Origin of the sequence: Rhizobium tropici CIAT 899, assembly GCF_000330885.1 — a bacterium.
In the GTDB taxonomy this organism is placed as follows: domain Bacteria; phylum Pseudomonadota; class Alphaproteobacteria; order Rhizobiales; family Rhizobiaceae; genus Rhizobium; species Rhizobium tropici.
The window spans coordinates 2,552,827-2,570,410 of record NC_020059.1; the positions used below are offsets into that span (position 1 = coordinate 2,552,827).

19 protein-coding genes are annotated in these 17,584 nt (G+C 59.7%); 9 read left to right on the forward strand and 10 right to left on the reverse strand.

What is annotated here, in order from left to right:
• Window positions 1-230 precede the first annotated feature (230 nt).
• The gene (gene ychF, locus RTCIAT899_RS12575; protein ID WP_015340619.1) at window positions 231-1,334 is read left to right on the forward strand and encodes a redox-regulated ATPase YchF; all 1,104 of its coding nucleotides are present in this window, start codon (window positions 231-233) and stop codon (window positions 1,332-1,334) included.
• A 123-nt stretch (window positions 1,335-1,457) separates the two neighbouring features.
• On the opposite strand, the gene RTCIAT899_RS12580 is transcribed toward ychF, so the two are convergent.
• Window positions 1,458-2,582: a hypothetical protein gene (locus RTCIAT899_RS12580; protein WP_015340620.1), complete on the reverse strand. Its 1,125-nt coding sequence runs from the start codon at window positions 2,580-2,582 to the stop codon at window positions 1,458-1,460.
• 179 nt (window positions 2,583-2,761) lie between these two features.
• Between RTCIAT899_RS12580 and RTCIAT899_RS12585 the strand changes: the two genes are divergently transcribed.
• Window positions 2,762-3,226 carry a MaoC family dehydratase gene (locus RTCIAT899_RS12585; RefSeq protein WP_015340621.1) on the forward strand — a complete coding sequence of 155 codons (465 nt, stop codon included), beginning with the start codon at window positions 2,762-2,764 and terminating at the stop codon, window positions 3,224-3,226.
• Window positions 3,223-3,690 (forward strand): MaoC family dehydratase, encoded by a 468-nt coding sequence (locus tag RTCIAT899_RS12590; protein WP_015340622.1) that lies wholly within the window; start codon window positions 3,223-3,225, stop codon window positions 3,688-3,690. Before RTCIAT899_RS12585 ends, RTCIAT899_RS12590 begins: the two co-directional genes overlap by 4 nt.
• 47 nt (window positions 3,691-3,737) lie before the next feature.
• On the opposite strand, the gene RTCIAT899_RS12595 is transcribed toward RTCIAT899_RS12590, so the two are convergent.
• From RTCIAT899_RS12595 to petA, 4 genes are all read right to left on the reverse strand, one after another.
• Entirely contained in the window at window positions 3,738-4,280 is a 543-nt protein-coding gene (locus RTCIAT899_RS12595) for an adenine phosphoribosyltransferase (RefSeq protein WP_015340623.1), read from the reverse strand.
• Between the two features lie 116 nt (window positions 4,281-4,396).
• On the reverse strand, window positions 4,397-5,263 hold the full coding sequence (locus tag RTCIAT899_RS12600) for a cytochrome c1 (RefSeq protein ID WP_015340624.1): 867 nt from the start codon (window positions 5,261-5,263) through the stop codon (window positions 4,397-4,399).
• 21 nt (window positions 5,264-5,284) lie between these two features.
• Window positions 5,285-6,565, reverse strand: coding sequence for a cytochrome b (locus tag RTCIAT899_RS12605; RefSeq protein ID WP_015340625.1), 1,281 nt, complete (start codon window positions 6,563-6,565; stop codon window positions 5,285-5,287).
• Window positions 6,566-6,579: 14 nt separating this feature from the next.
• Window positions 6,580-7,158: a ubiquinol-cytochrome c reductase iron-sulfur subunit gene (gene petA, locus RTCIAT899_RS12610; RefSeq protein WP_015340626.1), complete on the reverse strand. Its 579-nt coding sequence runs from the start codon at window positions 7,156-7,158 to the stop codon at window positions 6,580-6,582.
• A gap of 835 nt (window positions 7,159-7,993) precedes the next feature.
• Here petA and RTCIAT899_RS12615 point away from each other — a divergent pair.
• Window positions 7,994-8,605 carry a LysE family translocator gene (locus tag RTCIAT899_RS12615; protein ID WP_015340627.1) on the forward strand — a complete coding sequence of 204 codons (612 nt, stop codon included), beginning with the start codon at window positions 7,994-7,996 and terminating at the stop codon, window positions 8,603-8,605.
• Between the two features lie 104 nt (window positions 8,606-8,709).
• On the opposite strand, the gene RTCIAT899_RS12620 is transcribed toward RTCIAT899_RS12615, so the two are convergent.
• The gene (locus RTCIAT899_RS12620) at window positions 8,710-10,563 is read right to left on the reverse strand and encodes an ABC transporter ATP-binding protein (RefSeq protein WP_015340628.1); all 1,854 of its coding nucleotides are present in this window, start codon (window positions 10,561-10,563) and stop codon (window positions 8,710-8,712) included.
• Window positions 10,564-10,956: 393 nt separating this feature from the next.
• Here RTCIAT899_RS12620 and RTCIAT899_RS12625 point away from each other — a divergent pair, with 393 nt between their 5' ends.
• Window positions 10,957-11,451 (forward strand): tRNA (cytidine(34)-2'-O)-methyltransferase, encoded by a 495-nt coding sequence (locus tag RTCIAT899_RS12625; RefSeq protein ID WP_015340629.1) that lies wholly within the window; start codon window positions 10,957-10,959, stop codon window positions 11,449-11,451.
• Between the two features lie 77 nt (window positions 11,452-11,528).
• The gene (locus RTCIAT899_RS12630) at window positions 11,529-12,683 is read left to right on the forward strand and encodes a hypothetical protein (RefSeq protein ID WP_015340630.1); all 1,155 of its coding nucleotides are present in this window, start codon (window positions 11,529-11,531) and stop codon (window positions 12,681-12,683) included.
• 89 nt (window positions 12,684-12,772) lie between these two features.
• Here the strand turns inward: RTCIAT899_RS12630 and RTCIAT899_RS12635 are convergent, their stop codons facing one another.
• Window positions 12,773-13,033, reverse strand: coding sequence for a hypothetical protein (locus tag RTCIAT899_RS12635; protein ID WP_041677939.1), 261 nt, complete (start codon window positions 13,031-13,033; stop codon window positions 12,773-12,775).
• A gap of 171 nt (window positions 13,034-13,204) precedes the next feature.
• Between RTCIAT899_RS12635 and hemF the strand changes: the two genes are divergently transcribed.
• The 3 genes from hemF to RTCIAT899_RS12650 all read left to right on the forward strand — a co-directional run bounded on the left by hemF (window position 13,205) and on the right by RTCIAT899_RS12650 (window position 14,891).
• Complete coding sequence (hemF, locus tag RTCIAT899_RS12640; RefSeq protein ID WP_015340632.1) at window positions 13,205-14,116, forward strand: oxygen-dependent coproporphyrinogen oxidase; 912 nt, start codon at window positions 13,205-13,207, stop codon at window positions 14,114-14,116.
• Window positions 14,117-14,300: 184 nt separating this feature from the next.
• On the forward strand, window positions 14,301-14,579 hold the full coding sequence (locus RTCIAT899_RS12645) for a hypothetical protein (protein ID WP_015340633.1): 279 nt from the start codon (window positions 14,301-14,303) through the stop codon (window positions 14,577-14,579).
• A gap of 126 nt (window positions 14,580-14,705) precedes the next feature.
• A complete protein-coding gene (locus tag RTCIAT899_RS12650) occupies window positions 14,706-14,891 on the forward strand; it encodes a DUF1059 domain-containing protein (protein WP_015340634.1) in 186 nt (61 codons plus the stop codon).
• A 43-nt stretch (window positions 14,892-14,934) separates the two neighbouring features.
• Here RTCIAT899_RS12650 and RTCIAT899_RS12655 read toward each other — a convergent pair whose 3' ends face one another.
• From RTCIAT899_RS12655 to RTCIAT899_RS12665, 3 genes are read right to left on the reverse strand one after another with little or no spacing between them, the layout of a single operon-like run.
• The gene (locus RTCIAT899_RS12655; protein ID WP_015340635.1) at window positions 14,935-16,191 is read right to left on the reverse strand and encodes a CCA tRNA nucleotidyltransferase; all 1,257 of its coding nucleotides are present in this window, start codon (window positions 16,189-16,191) and stop codon (window positions 14,935-14,937) included.
• Complete coding sequence (locus RTCIAT899_RS12660) at window positions 16,188-16,823, reverse strand: CoA pyrophosphatase (protein WP_015340636.1); 636 nt, start codon at window positions 16,821-16,823, stop codon at window positions 16,188-16,190. Before RTCIAT899_RS12660 ends, RTCIAT899_RS12655 begins: the two co-directional genes overlap by 4 nt.
• Window positions 16,820-17,443, reverse strand: coding sequence for a DUF1285 domain-containing protein (locus RTCIAT899_RS12665; protein ID WP_015340637.1), 624 nt, complete (start codon window positions 17,441-17,443; stop codon window positions 16,820-16,822). Before RTCIAT899_RS12665 ends, RTCIAT899_RS12660 begins: the two co-directional genes overlap by 4 nt.
• Window positions 17,444-17,584: the final 141 nt, after the last annotated feature.

Genomic DNA, 17,584 nt, shown 5'->3' on the forward strand with positions numbered 1-17,584 from the left:
TCACCGTTGACGACAGGGAAAAGGGTTTTGGGCTAACAGCTGAAGATTATAGTGCGGCGCACTACCCCATTCAAGGACGACAGCGTCTCTCGGATGATGCAAAGGGGCATTCGTGCGACTTCCGCCTCTCTTTCGGCAGAAAAAAGCCTCCTTGCCCGCACAAGACTTGACCCGCAACGGCCCTTCCCCCATAGGCACTGCAAAGATTTTCAAGATATGGACAAGGTGCCATGGGTTTCAAATGCGGTATCGTCGGGCTGCCGAATGTCGGCAAGTCCACTCTGTTCAACGCGCTGACCAAGACGGCGGCGGCGCAGGCGGCGAATTATCCGTTCTGCACGATCGAGCCGAACACGGGTGAAGTCGCGGTTCCCGATCCGCGCATGCGCAAGCTTGCCGACATCGCCAAGTCGAAGGAACTGATCCCGACGCGCATCTCCTTCGTCGATATTGCCGGCCTCGTCCGTGGCGCCTCGAAGGGCGAAGGCCTCGGCAACCAGTTCCTTGCTAACATCCGTGAAGTCGATGCCATCGTGCATGTGCTGCGCTGCTTCGAAGACAGCGACATCACCCATGTCGAAGGCCGCATCAATCCGGTTGCCGATGCCGAGACGATCGAGACCGAGCTGATGCTCGCCGACCTTGAGAGCCTCGAACGCCGCACCGAGCAGACGCGCAAGCGCGCCACCAGCAAAGACAAGGAATCCATGGCGATGCTGCCGATAATGGATGCATCGCTCGCATTGCTTCAGGAAGGCAAGCCGGTTCGCACGCTGCTCTCGAAGCTCGATGCCGAAGAGACCCGCATCCTCAAGGGCCTGAACCTTTTGACCTCGCACCCGGTGCTTTACGTTTGCAACGTCGCCGAGGGCGATGCGGCGACCGGCAACGAGCATACGGCGGCGGTCGCTGCCATGGCCAAGGAGCAGAATTCGGAAGTCGTCATCATCTCCGCCGCCATCGAGGCGGAAGTGGCGCAGCTGCCCGACGAAGAGGCGAAGGAATTCCTCTCCGCACTCGGCCTCGATGAAGCCGGCCTCGACCGTCTGATCCGTGCCGGCTACAAGCTCCTGCACCTCATCACCTACTTCACCGTAGGCCCGAAGGAAACGCGCGCCTGGACGATCGAAACGGGCACCAAGGCGCCGCAGGCAGCCGGCGTCATCCATTCGGATTTCGAACGCGGCTTCATCCGCGCCAACACGATCGCCTATGACGACTACATCGCCTACAACGGCGAAACCGGCGCGAAAGAAGCCGGCAAAGCCCGTGACGAAGGCAAGGAATATGTCGTCCAGGACGGCGACGTCATCCACTTCCGCTTCAACACCTGATTGCTTTTCAGCTGCCGGCGCCTAAGCAACTCCAGGAAAAGCGCATAACGGTTTTCCGTTCGGAATTGCGTTAAAACAAAGGGATAGAGCGCTTTTCGCTACTCGAAGAAAAGCGGAAACGCTCTATCGGAGCGCCGGCAATCTCGCCTGCACGCCGGCAGGCAGGCGCCGCACGACGATGCCACGCAGATCGGTCCAGCCGATACCGATTACAAGCACCACCAGCCCGACAATCATCAGCACCAGGAAACCGATTTTGTCGAAGCTGGCATTGTTGTGCCGAAGGATGGCCGCAGTCGCGAGGCCGAGCGAGACGAGGCCGGCCGTCACGAAAGCGCGGCGATCGATCACAAGCCCGATCAGCATCATCGCCAGAACTGCGATCAGCACCGTTACCGCCTGCAGGTAGCCACCGAAGAGCACGTCGGTGAGATTGGTAAAGACGGCGCCGCTGCTGGCAAGCTCCAGGCGCAAGGCCAGAAGGACGGTCGAATAAAGCAGCGCCGGTGCGGTCGCGAGATGCAGCCAGAATGCCACATCCGAGCGGCGCGTAACCCGCTGCGGATCGCTGAGATCGAAGCGCATCGCCAGGACGAAGCTGCCGACTGCCGTCACCAGCAGGATCATGAGCGTCTGGATCGGATAGTCTGCCGGCACATTTGCAGATCCCGTCACCGTGCCGGCGATATAGAAGACCCCTGCGAGAAACAGCCCGAATAACGAAAACAGCAATAGCGCCAGCGACAGTGGCACGCGGTAGCGCCAGTAGAACAAAGCCAGCGACAGCGGAAACGGTGCCCCGATGACGATTGCGCCGATGGTGAAATTTTCACTCAGTGCAGGCGTGGAGCCGACATAGGTGATCACGGTATGGAAGATCCAGGCAACCAGCGCGACGGTCAGCACGACGGCCGGAAGCGCCAGCCGTTGACGGCGGACAAGAATCTCGGCCAGAGCGACGATCGCCAGCAGCGACACATAGCGGTTCGTCAGACCCCATAGCCCACCGAGAAGCACGATGATGCCGATCGTGATCAACACGTCGTGGAAGCCGCGGATGAAGCGCGGAGCTTCCGTATCCTCCAAAGGATTGGCTTCGCCGAACGATGGCACGCCCGGACGACCCTCGGCTGCCGACACCGCGCCGATGTTCTTGCCCGCCAGATAGGGCAACAATCTCTCGGCCTGGATCGAGGAAATAATCCCCTCGCCGGCCGCTTCGTCCAATGCGATCTTGAGTTCGCTCATCTTGCTCTCGTTTCATAGCGCCATGATCCAGCCTCACCATATCATCGTCGCACAATCAAGGGCTGCCGGCATTGATAGACAATCACCCTGAGCAGCGCCTTTAGGGTTATGAAAACGCTTGCGCCGCCACAGCGGGCCATGCGATTGGCGATGAGCGAGAGTGGAGGATGACAGAGGATATGACGAAACTCGTCTACGAAGACTTCCGGCCGGGACAGGAATTTCCGCTCGGTCCCAAACCCATGACAGCGGGGGAGATCATCGAATTCGCCAGGGAATTCGATCCGCAGCCGATGCATCTGGATGAGGAAGCGGGCCGCGCCAGCATTCTCGGCGGCCTTGCCGCTTCCGGCTGGCACACCTCGGCGGTGTTCATGCGCATGATGTGCGATTCCTATCTCCTTACTACCGATGCGCAAGGCGCGCCGGGCATCGATTTCATGGAGTGGAAGAAGCCGGTTCTGGCTGGCGATACCCTGTCGGGCCGATCGATCGTCGTCGAGGCCCGTCCCATGCGCTCCCGTCCGGGTATCGGCATCGTCAAGTTTCGTCATGAGGTCGAAAACCAGCGCGGCGAACTGGTCTGCCTCGGAGAGAACGCGGTCATGATCCGCATGCGCAGCGTCGCGGAGGTTTCGGCATGAAGATGAGCGACCTCTACGCTGTCGGCGAACGCATCGACATCGGCAGCCATACCTTCACGCCTGAGGGCATCGTGCACTTTGCCGCGCGCTTTGATCCGCAGATATTCCATATGGATGCGGAAGCGGCCAAGCACTCCCTGTTCGGCGGTCTCTGTGCTTCCGGCTGGCATAGCTGCTCCATGTGGATGCGCAGCTTCGTCGATTTTTGGAAGTCCAAACAGGCCCGGTTGATTGCCGAAGGCAAGACGCCGCCCGTTCTCGGCCCCTCGCCAGGCTTCACGAAGCTGCAATGGCTGCGGCCGGTCTTTGCCGGCGATACCATCAGCTATGGCGTCACGATCCTTGACAGCCGCCCATTGGCCTCCCGCCCTGGCTGGACGCTCTATACGCTCGCCTGTGACGGGGTGAACCAGGATGGCCTGCCGGCTTTGCGTTTCGAAAGCACTGTGCTGGCTTTTGAATAGAAATCTGCGGGGCCGCTCGTGATGGCCCCGCCCATCTTCCAGGCCGGTCAGTGACCGGCGAATTCCACCAGCGTATGCACGGGCACGTCGAGCTCTTCGAGCTTCCTGCGGCCGCCGAGGTCAGGCAGGTCGATGACAAAGCAGGCGGCAACCACTTCGGCACCAATCTGGCGCAGGAGCTTGGTGGCGCCGACGGCGGTGCCGCCCGTCGCGATCAGATCGTCGACCAGGATGACCCTCTCACCCGGATTGACCGCATCACGGTGCATCTCCATTTCATCGACGCCATATTCCAGGCTATAGGCGATGCGGACGATATCGTGCGGCAGCTTGCCCTTCTTGCGGATCGGCACGAAACCGGACGACAGCTGATGCGCGACCGCACCGCCGAGAATGAAGCCGCGTGCTTCCATACCAGCGACCTTATCGATCTTGGAGCCGGCATAGGGATGCACCAGCGCATCCACGGCGCGACGAAACGCCCGGGCATCGCCGAGCATCGTCGTGATGTCGCGGAAGATGATACCGGGCTTGGGATAGTCCGGAATGGAACGGATGCTGGCGGCGAGCTCCGAAGCGATAGTGTTCATGAAATATGTACTCTCAGGCTATGATAGGGCCGGCCGCACCCTATCAAGACCGGGGCGCTATACCAACAAAAAAGGCGGCCTCGACGGGCCGCCTTTTTACCGAAACATCGCAATACTCAGTGAGCGCCTGCCTTGGCATAGACGGAGCGCTTGGTCAGATAGATCAGCGTGGAGAAGATCAGCAGGAACACCATGACCATGAAGCCGAGGTGCTTGCGATCTTCCAAATGCGGCTCGGATGTCCACATCAGGAAGGCAGACACGTCGCGGGCATATTGGTCCACCGTCTGCGGCGAACCGTCATCGTAGGTCACCTGGCCGTCCGAAAGCGGCTTCGGCATCGCAAAGGTCGCGGCCGCATCGAAATACGGATTGTAGTGCGAGTTTTGCGGCACCTTGAAACCGGCCGGCGGCTCTTCGTAGCCGGTCAGCAGCGAGTAGATATAGTCCGGTCCACCTTCCTGATACTGCGTGAAGATATCGAAGATGAACTGCGGAAAGCCGCGCTCGATTTCGCGTGCCTTGGCAAGCAGCGACATGTCGGGCGGCACGGCCCCGTTGTTGGACGCCGCGGCCGCTTCGTCGTTCGGGAACGGCGAATTGAAATGGTCGGACGGAAGCGCCTTGCGGGTGAACATCTCACCCTGAGGGTTCGGGCCGTCCTGCACTTCGTAGTTGGCGGCAAAGGCCTTCACCTGGGCTTCCGTATAGCCGAGATCTTCCAGCGTGCGGTAAGCCACGAGCTTCATCGAATGGCAGGCGGAACAGACTTCCGTATAGACCTTGAGGCCGCGCTGAAGCTGAGCCTTGTCATAATAGCCGAATGGGCCGGAGAAGGTCCAATGCTGCTCGCGCGGCTCCTTCAGCGGATAATGCGGCGTCTCGGCTTCCGCGGCAGGCTTCGTTTCCGCAGCAATGGCGGAAACGGTGGCCAAACCGCCGATCAGGGCAAGCGAAAGAAGGCCGGCAACAATCTTTTTCATCGTTTTCTTCCTTCCAACCGCTCAGGCGCTCATCGCGACGGTGTCTTTTTTATTGCCGCCCTGCTTCTCAAGAACCGCCTCCGTAATCGAATTCGGAATGCGCTTCGGTGTCTCGACTATGCCAAGGATCGGCATGATGACCAGGAAGAACAGGAAGTAGAACAGCGTCGCGAACTGCGCGGCCGTGGTATAGATGCCCTCTGCCGGCTGCGAGCCAAGCCAGCCGAGAAGGATGGCATCGGCGATGAACAGCCAGAAGAACAGCTTGTACCAGGGACGATAGACGGCCGAACGGATCTTCGACGTATCGAGCCAGGGCAGGAAGAACAACACGATGATCGCGCCGAACATCGTCAGAACGCCACCAAGCTTGGAGTCGATCGGGCCGATGTTGAAGGTGATCGAGCGCAGCATCGCGTAGAACGGCAGGAAGTACCATTCCGGAACGATGTGAGCCGGCGTCTTCAGCGGGTTGGCCGGGATGTAGTTATCGGCATGGCCGAGGAAGTTCGGCAGGTAGAAGACGAAATAGGCGAAGACCAGCAGGAAGACGGAAACGCCAAGCGCATCCTTCAGCGTCGCATAGGGCGTGAAGGCGACCGTGTCGGTCTTCAGCTTGACTTCGACGCCAGTCGGGTTCGTCTGGCCGGTCACATGCAGCGCCCAGATGTGCAGAATGACGACGCCGGCGATCATGAACGGCAGCAGATAGTGCAGCGAGAAGAAGCGGTTGAGCGTCGGATCATCAACGGCAAAGCCGCCGAGCAGGAAGGTCTGGATCCAGTCGCCAACCCATGGGAAGGCCGAGAAGAAGCCGGTGATGACGGTCGCACCCCAGAAGGACATCTGACCCCAAGGCAGAACGTAGCCCATGAAGGCAGTCGCCATCATCAGGAGGTAGATGATCACGCCGAGAATCCAGAGGATTTCGCGCGGCGCCTTGTATGAGCCGTAGTAGAGGCCGCGGGCGATGTGCAGATAGACCGCAACGAAGAAGAAGGACGCGCCGTTGGCATGCATGTAGCGCAGCAGCCAGCCATGATTGACGTCGCGGACGATCTTTTCGACCGAATTGAAGGCGATCGCCGTATTGGCCGCATAGTGCATGGCCAGCACGACACCGGTCAGGATCTGCAGAACCAGCATCACGGCCAGCATGGCGCCGAAGGTGTAAGCGTAGTTCAGGTTGCGCGGGACCGGATAGGCGATGAAACTATCATAGACCATGCGCGGCAGCGGAAGCCGCGCGTCGACCCATTTTTCGAGCCCTGTCGATGGCTCGTAAGACGAATGACCACTCATGTTTCAGCTCCCCCTCAACCGACCTTGATCTTCTTTTCCGACGTGAACGCATATTGCGGTATGAAGAGGTTCTGCGGTGCAGGCCCATGGCGGATGCGACCGGCAGTATCGTAAACCGAACCGTGGCAGGGACAGAACCACCCGCCATATTCCCCCGCCTGACCGAGCGGGATGCAGCCGAGATGGGTGCAGACGCCGATCATGACGAGCCAGTTTTCCTTGCCCTCGCCGGCCGAACGGGCAACGTCGGTTGCCTGTGCATCGGACGGAAGATTGGCGTTGCGAGCGACCGGATCTTTCAGCTCCGAAAGCTGCGTGCCCTTGGCATCGTCGATTTCTTTCTGCGTGCGGTTACGGATGAAGACGGGCTTGCCGCGCCATTTCACCGTCAAGGACATGCCGGGCTCAAGGCTCGACACATCGACTTCGATAGATGCAAGAGCGAGTGTCGATGCGTCGGGCCGCATCTGGTCGATAAACGGCCATGCGACGGCAACTGCACCCACCGCACCGGCCATACCTGTCGTCAAATAAAGGAAATCGCGGCGAGTCGGCTCGCCGGTGGACTCAACTGTCGTACTCTGCTCGCTCAAAGCTGCACATCCTCTTCCCGCAAACCCCGGCAAAAACCGCGGTACCCCTCTCACTAACGGCGAATCAATGCGACCATAATTCCGCCATAGATTCCTCCGTAACCCGCTGCGTTCTAAGCTTGATCGCAAATTATGTCCAGTCTTGGCAAGGGGTCAGGGCACAATGTCGCGGCAAAACTGCGTTAATGCGTCGCAAGGCTGGAGCTCAATCTTCCCCTTCTCCGCGGAGAGAAGTTAAGCACATGAAAAACTAGGGAATTCCGCAGCGTTTTTCTCTGGCGCGACGCAAAATATGCGATCAGCACAATACCGCACGGCAACAAAAGCAATGAAAATTCCTCGAAATTCCGATCTCAATCTCTCCTTTCTCACTTGAACGCAGACCGAATTTCGTGCGCGGTTTATCAGTGAACGCCATATTCCCTGCAACCCTACAAGAACTGTAAAACGGAGCCGCGATCGAGCGGTCGAGTTGGCAACGGTCGTGAGCGGTGCATTGAGCGTCGAGCGCGAAATGCCGGTTGAACTGCAATTTCATTCAAGACCGGAAAACACGATGCCTCGATATTGCCGCAAGCGATTATCGAGTGAGAGCCATGCACGTTACCCAAGCCGACGCCATGTATCGACAGCATCCGTGGTCACTCGACACCTTGACCGTGACAAACCTACCAGTCGGATATTTCACCGCGCGAAATCGTGCGGCGACAGCTCTTGTCGTCGAGAAAGCTTCGCCGAGAGTCCATCAGGACACCTTGCGTGGATCAGCCGTCGAAACAAGCACCTCGGCTCAAGCCTTACCGCCGATCTTCCCCTCTTCCGTGGGGGCTGCCGCATGAACATCGAGTTTCTGATCACCACCCTCATCATCGTCGCCTCTCCCGCCACCGGCGCGATCTACACGCTTGCCGCCGGATTGTCTGGCGGCACGAGGGCGAGTGTGGTCGCCGCATTCGGCTGCACGCTCGGCATCATCCCGCATTTGCTTGCGGCGATAAGCGGCCTCGCCGCACTCCTGCACACCAGCGCCGTAGCGTTTCAAGCGCTCAAATGGCTGGGAGTGGCCTATCTGCTCTACATGGCTTGGTCGATGTTTTTGGAAAAGGGTATTTTGCGCATTGACGGCGTACGGACCGACAAGAGTACGCGACAGGTGATTGGCTCGGCAATCCTGATCAATTTGCTTAATCCCAAATTGTCGATCTTTTTCTTCGCCTTCCTGCCTCAATTCGTGACGCCGGATCAGACAAGCCCGATCATGCTGATGCTGAAGCTCAGCCTGGTCTTCATGGCGCTCACCTTCATCATTTTCGCAGCCTATGGCGTATTCGCAGCACACCTGCGCCGCCATATCGTCTCGAATCCAACGGTACAATCATGGATGCGGCGAAGCTTCGCGACTGCGTTCGGATTGCTCGCGGCGCAGCTTGCTCTTGCGAGCCGCTAGCCCGCAACATCGTCTTCCAGACTTCTCGTTACGCTTTGATCTCTGAAAAATAGCCACTCAGGAAACACAACTGGGGCACCTTGGCGCCCCAGTCGTCCGTCTCATTATTGTGCCGCCGTCTCGACCTCTTCATGGTCGGCGAGGAAACCGCCGGATTGGCGGCTCCAGAGTTCGGCATAGATGCCGCCCTGCTGGACCAGCGCCTGATGCGTGCCCATCTCGATGATCCGGCCCTTGTCGAGAACGACGAGGCGGTCCATCTCGGTCAGCGTCGACAGGCGGTGGGCGATGGCGATCACCGTCTTGCCATGCATCAGCGCGAAGAGGTTTTCCTGGATCGCCGCTTCCACTTCGGAATCGAGCGCCGAGGTTGCCTCGTCGAGCACCAGGATCGGCGCGTCCTTCAGGAAGACGCGGGCGATGGCGATACGCTGCCGCTGGCCGCCTGACAGTTTCACACCCCGCTCGCCGACCTGCGCATCGAGCCCGGTGCGGCCATACATATCCACCAGACCCTCGATGAAGTCCCAGGCATTGGCGCGCTTGGCCGCCTGGATGATGTCTTCATCGGTCGCGTCCGGACGGCCATAGGCGATGTTGTCGCGGATGGAACGGTGCAGCAGCGAGGTGTCCTGCGTCACCACACCGATCATCGAGCGAAGGCTGTCCTGCGTCACACCCGCGATATCGTGGCCGTCGATGGTAATGCGGCCGCCCTCCAGATCGTAGAAGCGCAGCAGCAGGTTCATCAGCGTCGTTTTGCCCGCGCCGGAACGGCCGACAAGGCCGACCTTTTCGCCCGCGCGGATATCGAGGGTCAGATCCTCCATGACCCCCTTCGCCTTGCCGTAATGGAAGCGAATGTGGTCGAAGCGGATCGCTCCCTGCTGGGCAACGATCGGCGGTGCCGCCGGCTTGTCGATGATGTCGTGTGGCTTCGTCATCATCTCCATGCCGTCATAGACGGTGCCGATGTTTTCGAAGAGCGCAGAGACCTCCCACATCACCCACTGCGACATGCCGTTGACGCGCATCGCAAGGCCGATGGCGATGGCGATGGAGCCGACCGAGATCGAGCCGCTGAGCCAGAACCAGATCGACAGAGCCGAGACGATGAACAGCGCCGCGCAGTTGTTGAAATAGACCGAGGCGTGGAACAGCGTCACCTTGCGCATCTGCTTGTGCACGGTATTGAGGAATTCCTCCATACCGGCCCTGGCATATGTCTCTTCGCGGCCCGCATGCGAGAACAGCTTCACCGTGGCGATGTTGGTGTAGCTGTCGACCACGCGGCCCGTCATCATCGAGCGCGCGTCGGCCTGCTGCGCGGCGATCTTGCGCAGCACCGGCACGAAATAGGCGACGATGGCGACATAGACGCCAAGCCAGACCAGGATCGGAATCATCAGCCGCCAGTCGGCCGCCGCGATGACGAGGATCATCGACAGGAAATAGGTGACGACGTAGACGAAGACATCGAGGATCTTCATGACCGTTTCGCGCACGGCAAGCGAGGTCTGCATCACCTTGGTGGCGACGCGGCCTGCGAACTCATTGGCGAAAAAGGTCATGCTGTGGCGCAGCAGGAAGCGGTGCATCTGCCAGCGCGCGATCATCGGATAGTTGCCGAGCAGCACCTGGTGCATGATGAAGCTGTCGAGGATCGCCGCAGCCGGCAAGCCGATCAGCACCATCGCCCCCATCCAGAACAGCTTGTGCCATTCCGTCTGCAGGAAGGTCGCCTTGTCCGCATGTGTCAGCCAGTCGACGATATCGCCGAGGAACTGGAACAACGCCACCTCGCCGATCGCGATCGACATGGTGAGAATGCTCATGGCGATCAGCCAAGGCAGGGCCGGCTTGGAATAATGCCAGCAGAAGGCGAAGAGGCCACGCGGCGGCGTATCCGGCACCTCGCTCGGAAATGGATTTAGTCGGCGTTCGAACCAGCTAAACATGGAAATGCTCCAAAGACTCGACCCTTCGACCACCCACTGCGCTGAAAGATCGCAGATTCATATGGTGGCCGGGCGGTAAAACGACGAGGCCATAGTGGCCGCGCAATGACTTAAAGAAGGGGGATACTTGCGAATATGCGCCTTGTAGCGCTCTTCAGATCCGTGGGTTCACGGCACCGAGGCGCAGCATCATAAACAAGATATCCATCTGAGCCTCCTTCTTTCGCAAGTTGTAGAGCACGCGTCTTTTAGCGCGACTTTTCCTGTTTGAAAAGCGAAATATGCCTGAAAAATGGGCTGAAACCTTCAATTCTCTTTATGGGAGACATCACAGAAATGAAGGGCGCTCGAAAAATCTGAGACAAATCCGGACGATTTCGCTAGTTGCAGCATATGACAAAACTGCGCATCGCCCTTTACCAACCCGATATTCCCGGCAACACCGGCACGATCCTGCGACTTGCCGCCTGCCTCGGCCTTGGCGTCGACATTATCGAGCCGGCCGGCTTCGACATATCCGACCGTAATCTGAAGCGCGCCGGCATGGATTATCTCGCCGCCGTCAGCCTGACCAGGCACGTCAATTGGGAGCGTTTCGAGGCCTGGAGGCAAGAAAGCGGACGACGGCTGGTGCTGGCCTCCACAAAGGCGGCGCAGCGCTACACGGATTTCATTTATCGCGACAACGATATTCTTCTCCTCGGCCGCGAAAGCGCCGGTGTGCCGGACCATGTTCACGAAAAGGCCGATGGCCGCCTCCTGATCCCCATGGTCGAGGGCCAGCGCTCCATCAATGTCGCGATGTCAGCGGCCATGATTTCGGGTGAAGCGCTGCGGCAGATAGAATGGTCGCCACCCGCGCCGAGCCTGAATGTCGCACCCGAATAGGCGTTGGCACGTGGGATAAAGTGTGAGAAGCTTTGCCTTGGAATGCTCTAACTCAGGCGACCTTGGCGAGGTGACCCATGTTCCAGACGGCATTCACGCTTTCCCTGACGCAATTCGCACGCACGCTGAGCCTCCCCGAGCGGCTGCAGCATTCACCGGCGCGCAACCTCGCTCTTGAAGGTCTGCGCCAACGCAATCTCGCCCTCGACGCACTATTCTACGACGTCAAGTCTATCACGCCGGAGGAGGCCTTCTATATCAGTGACTCGCTCGCCGCCGAAGGCGCGATCATGCTGATTCCGCCAAGCGGTCTTGGAGCACTCACACTCTGCGAAACCATTGATGAATTCGTCCTGCGCGGCGGCGGTGATGCACGGGCGCTCGCCGTCGCCGGCATCGGCGGTTCGGCACTCGGAGCCGCCGCCTTCGCCCGCAACGTCGCCGATGCGATCGATGCGCCGGTCGCGGTCGTCGTCTCCGGCTACGGCATAGCCGATGTCATCACCGAAGCCCTCGGCGGATCGTTTTTCTTCGGTCATTTGAGAGATCTGCGGCCACTGCTTGAAAGCCTGGATGATCTTGCCGGCCGGCCCAAGGTTGGAGCGCAAAGCGATGGAACTGCTGCCCGCACCAGCCTGGACACCAGAACGGTACAGGCGCTTCTAGCCGACCCCCGCCTCTCCTTCCGTCTGCTGACCGGCCACTCCAAGGGAAACCTCGTCCTTTCCGCCGCCCTGCATAACCTTTCGAAGCAGGATGAAGGACGGGTTGCGGAGCTGGCGCGGCATACGAAGATCGTGACGATCGGCACGCGGATCGCCATGCCGCCTGTTTTCAGGGATGTCGTCGACGTCATGGGCGAGTGGGACTGGTTCGGCGAGATCAACTCCCGAGCATTCATTCATGCCGATCGGCGCGTTGCGCAAGCGTGGCATCACACGAACACCGACTTGGGCGGGCATCTGCCTGTAACAACCACGCTCCGGGAAATCCTTGCGGCATCGCCCATCGCCGAGAGCCCCAAAACAGCGGAACACCAGGACGAGACGCTCGGCGCGATATCCAAACCAGCAATGCCGAACACGGAGGCTCCCTCGCCTCTCGTTCAGGACGGACGGCAGAAAGCAAGGGTGGAAACGGTCCAGAAAGCCTTCCCTGTCAACATCGCGGCAGGCACCCAGCCGGCTGGATTCGGCGCGTCTGATGATGTGCAATCAACCAAGCCGCATTGAGCAAGCCGCAAGCCAATGCTGTGCCGCAAGCATGTTGAAATATGCTTCGGCCTCTTCACCTGTCGTGGCAGGCGGTTGGTTTGTCCAGTTCAGTCCGCCGATGGCAAGCGCCGCATGGTGAACTCGATGCGATCGCCGTCGACCTGGCGCCAGCTTTCGACTTCGGTCCAATAGGCAGCCTTGGGGAATTCGTTGAACCATTCGCGCGCCTTTTCGCGCGCTTCCGGGCGACTGAGACAAAAGGTCTCGCGAACGAATTCGCTCTTTCCACCGGCGGGATGGTCCTGCCGGTAACGGAATATTCTGTTTCTCAACCCATCCAGGGGCGGCGGTCCGGGTATCTTCATGATAAAACCTCGCCTTTGAGAGAGGGAACATAATACCGCAGTGTGAAATTTGCGAGTCGATTCTCCTGCGGCGTTGCTGCACTGGCTGCGCCGCAATCTTGCTGATATTCCAAATCACGATACATACGGTGCGAATCGCGGGCCGCCGGCTGCTCGCATCGTCGGAGAGCGTGAATGGAACGACCCAATCTTCCCAAGGGATTACCCGAGGATATTGAAGAAAAGAAAGAGGCAGCGCGACACTGGTTCGAGGGCCTGCGCGACACGATCTGCGCGGAGTTCGAGCAGCTGGAAAGCGAGCTGACCGGCCCTCTTTCCGACCAGGAACCGGGCCGCTTCGTCGCCAAGGACTGGCAGCGCGACAAGGGCCAGGGCGGCGGTGGCCGCATGTCGATGATGGAGGGTCGCGTCTTCGAAAAAGTCGGCGTCCACACCTCGACCGTCTATGGCGAATTCTCTCCCGACTTTCGCAGCCAGATTCCTGGCGCCGAGGAAGATCCCCGCTTTTGGGCCTCGGGGCTCTCGCTGATCGCCCACCCCGTCAATCCGAATGTGCCGGCCGTGCATATGAACACCCGCATGGTGGTGACGACGAGCCAATGGTTCGGCGGCGGCGCCGACCTGACGCCAGTGCTCGATCGCCGCCGCACCCAGGAAGATCCGGACAGCGCCCTCTTCCACCGCGCCATGCAGATCGTCTGTGATCGTCATTCCGTCGCCGACTATCACCACTACAAGAGCTGGTGTGACGAATATTTCTTCCTGAAGCACCGCAACGAGCCGCGCGGCATCGGCGGCATCTTCTTCGACTGGCTGCATTCGACAGAGGAAGCCGGCGGCTGGAACGCGGATTTCGCCTTCACGCGCGACGTCGGCCGCGCCTTCGCGATGGTCTATCCGCGCATCGTCCGATCCAATTTCAACGAAACATGGACGGAAGAAGACCGCGATGAGCAATTAATTCGCCGCGGACGTTATGTGGAGTTCAATTTGCTCTACGATAGGGGTACAATATTCGGGTTGAAGACAGGCGGTAACGTCGAGTCGATCCTATCGTCTCTGCCGCCGGTGGTGCGTTGGCCTTGAAGCGTGTCGCATAAGCTGGGCGGCAATTTTGCGATCGCGGCATGCGGGAAACCTCAAGCGCAGCAAACGATTGAAAGATCGCGATGCGCTTGAACGTTCAACATTAAATGATCGGACAACGCCCTGAAATCAGCGGGAGGAGTGCCTAAGTGACCTAATGCTCGTTCAATCGGAGGAGGTTGTAATGGCAGCAGAGAAACAAGTCACGGAAGCTTCGAAAGAACAGAAACTGTCGCGGACAGTCGATAGTCCGGAGTTCATCATCCGACTGGCAGAGGATATGCGGACCCGCAGTGGATCCGATCTACCCCTCTCCTGCTTCCTGGAGCAGGTGAGGATGCAGCTGGCGGGCAAATCTCCAAGCGATATCGCCCGTTTCGCCGCAGATCGTTCGGCCAAGCAGGCGCCTATCACCCGATATCAATCCTCGGATTGCTTCAAATCATGGGCAATGCCGGATTAATGTCCGGAAGGCGGCCGCCGGTGGGCAGGAGACTTGCCGGACAGCGGAAACCTTTTCTCGTTCGTTGCGTTTAGGCCTTCAGATCCTTTGTAGGGCGAGAATCCGTTGAAAGATGAGGAGGAAGATATGCGACTGTTCGAATGTGGTACGCTCGTGCCGGGTTGCGCCTGGCACACCCGCGCCAAGGATGACGCCGAGGTGGTTCGCCGCGCGGTCGAGCACATGCGCGAAGCGCATGGCGAAACCGTCATCCGCGAAAACATGGTCGACAATATCAAGGCCCGGATTCGCGACGAGGCCAACGCGGCCTGATTGGCAGGCCACGCCAGTCAGCCCCGCTAATCGGGCCTCATTATCAGGCATTGGCCAAATCCTTGAGTCGGGCGAGAAGGCTCGCCCGGTTCATCAAAAAATTCCCGTCTAGCCACTCCTGCTCGATCTTGCCGAGAAGTTCGCCCACGCGCGGCCCCGGGTTGACGCCCGTTGCGAGTGCATCCGCGCCATTGAGCGGGAAAGCAGGCTTCTTCCAGTTTGCCGTTCGTTCCAGCAATTTCCCGAGCCGCGCCACGCGCGCCATTTCCTCGAAATCGCCCTCCGCCTTGCTGCGGGCAACGGCCAGCGCCAGCTTCAGGCGAACCGCAACGCCGGTTTGATCATGGCGATAAAGCAGGCGATCGAAGGCCGCTTCCGAGATGTCGTCCTTGACGATCGGCGCATTCGCCCAGGCCTGCAGATAGGCGCCTTCCGCTTTCGAGAGGCGCAGCCGCTCGGCAAGCTTGGCAAGCCTTGCCGCATCGGGCGGCACGATGGCCGCAAGACGCAGCAGAGCCTCTGCCGGCCAACCGAGAGCCTGTTCGGCGGCAATCAATCCAGGAATGGCGTCGATGCCCCATTTTTCGGTTTCCGGCAGCACTTCGGTCAAAATGCCGATCTGGCGCATCCAGAGCAGCGCCCTGCCCGGGTCCGGAGCAGCGAGCAGCTTCTTCATCTCGGACCAGACACGCTCGGCCGAGAGCGTTGATATCTTTGATTTTGCAGCAGCACAGGCGCGCAAGCCCTCCGCATCCGGGCGGCCGGTGCCATAATAGGCGAAAAAGCGGAAGAAACGCAGGATGCGCAAATGATCCTCGGCAATCCGCGTCGCCGCATCGCCGATGAAGCGGATATTGCGGCGCTCCAGATCGGCCAGCCCGCCGACGAGATCCACGACCACGCCATCGGCAGATGCATAAAGCGCATTGATCGTCAGGTCCCGCCGCTCGGCATCAGCCTGCCAATCCCGGCTGAAGGCCACTACGGCACGGCGTCCATCCGTCTCCACATCGCGTCGCAAGGTAGTGATTTCGAACGGCTTTCCATCGATGACCAGGGTGACCGTGCCATGCGCGATGCCGGTCGGCACCGCCTTGATTCCGGCGGCCTCGGCCCTTTCGACGACGGTTTCGGGCAACAGCGTCGTTGCTATATCGATATCGGCGACGGGCAACCCCATCAGGCTGTTGCGGACGGCACCACCGACAACACGCCCCTCGCCGCCATCGGCATCGAGCAGCGCCAGCACCCGCTGCAATGCCTCATCGCGAAACCAGGCCTCATCGGCAACGGACGTCATCTATAGAGCCTTTCATAAAGTGTGCGGACGATACCCGCGGTAATGCCCCAGATCATGCGCTGTCCATAGGGCATGCGGTAGAAATGGCGTTCCGTCCCCTGCCAAAGCATCGTGTCGGTCACGTGGTGGTCGGGGTCCATCAGGAAGGAGAGCGGCACCTCGAAGGCATCCTCCACTTCGGTCGGATTGAGGGCCAGATGAAAACCGGGTTTTACCACGGCAAGAATGGGTGTGATGCGAAAGCCGGTCGCCGCCAGATAATGCGGCAACCGCGCCACCGGCTCGATGAAGATGTCGGCAAGCCCGATTTCCTCCCCCGCTTCGCGCATCGCCGCCATTTCCGGCGATGCATCTTCCGGATCGATGGCCCCGCCCGGAAAGGCGATCTGGCCGGAATGCTTGCGGAGCGTCGAGGTCCTGAGCGTGAAGATCACCTTGGCATCGTCGCCACTGTCGACGACGGGCACAAGCACCGCGGCATCCTTGAGCTTCAGGTCCGCGACCTGCGATATGGTCTCGGGATTGAGGAGATGATCACCGTGATCGCGCCAGGCAACCTCCACCGGCCCACCACTCTGATGAAGGGCGCGACGGCGGAACTCGTCCGCGGAATAAAGGGGAAATTCATTCATCGAGTAAGTGCATCCAGTTCGGCAACCGGCATGACGGGAAAGATGGAGCTGCCGGAACGCACGCAGAAGATCTCTCGCCCGGCGATCACGACGGGCTCACCAAGCTCGATGAGATCGTACATGACCGCACGCGTCACCAGAGCCTCGAGCCGCCCGCGGACATGCAGATAGGGCTTCAGCTCGTCATTTTCGCCACGAATGACGAAACGGATTGGATGATCCCTGCCCGCCTCGACGACATCGCCGACATTCGTGCGGAAGGTCAGCACCCGTCTGCCCTCACGCTCCGTCACGCTCATCTCGACAGCCACGAAAGGCGCATCGACGACGCGAACACCCACCTTTTCCACAGGCGTGACGAGATAGGTCTTCCCATCCTCGTCCTTGCGCAGAACTGTGGAAAACAGCCGCACCAAAGGCGCACGGCCGATCGGCGTGCCAAGATAGAACCAGGTGCCGTCGGCGCGGATCTCCATGTCGATATCGCCGCAAAATGGCGGATTCCAGCGATCGACGGGCGGCAGACCCTTCTTGGAGCCGCCGCTATCGCCTGCCGCGCGCGAAATCAGCGCCGCGAGGCTTGCGGCATCGCCCGTTGTCCTGATTTCCTCGGTTGCCATTCTTCTGTCCCGGTTGGTCGTTAGTCAGGAATATGACAGTTCTCACGAGATAGTCATTTGAAACGTGCTTGTCAGCTATCTTGCTGGCGATAAGTTGTATTGATTATGAGGCAAATGTGTAACGTCTGCGAATCACGCGCA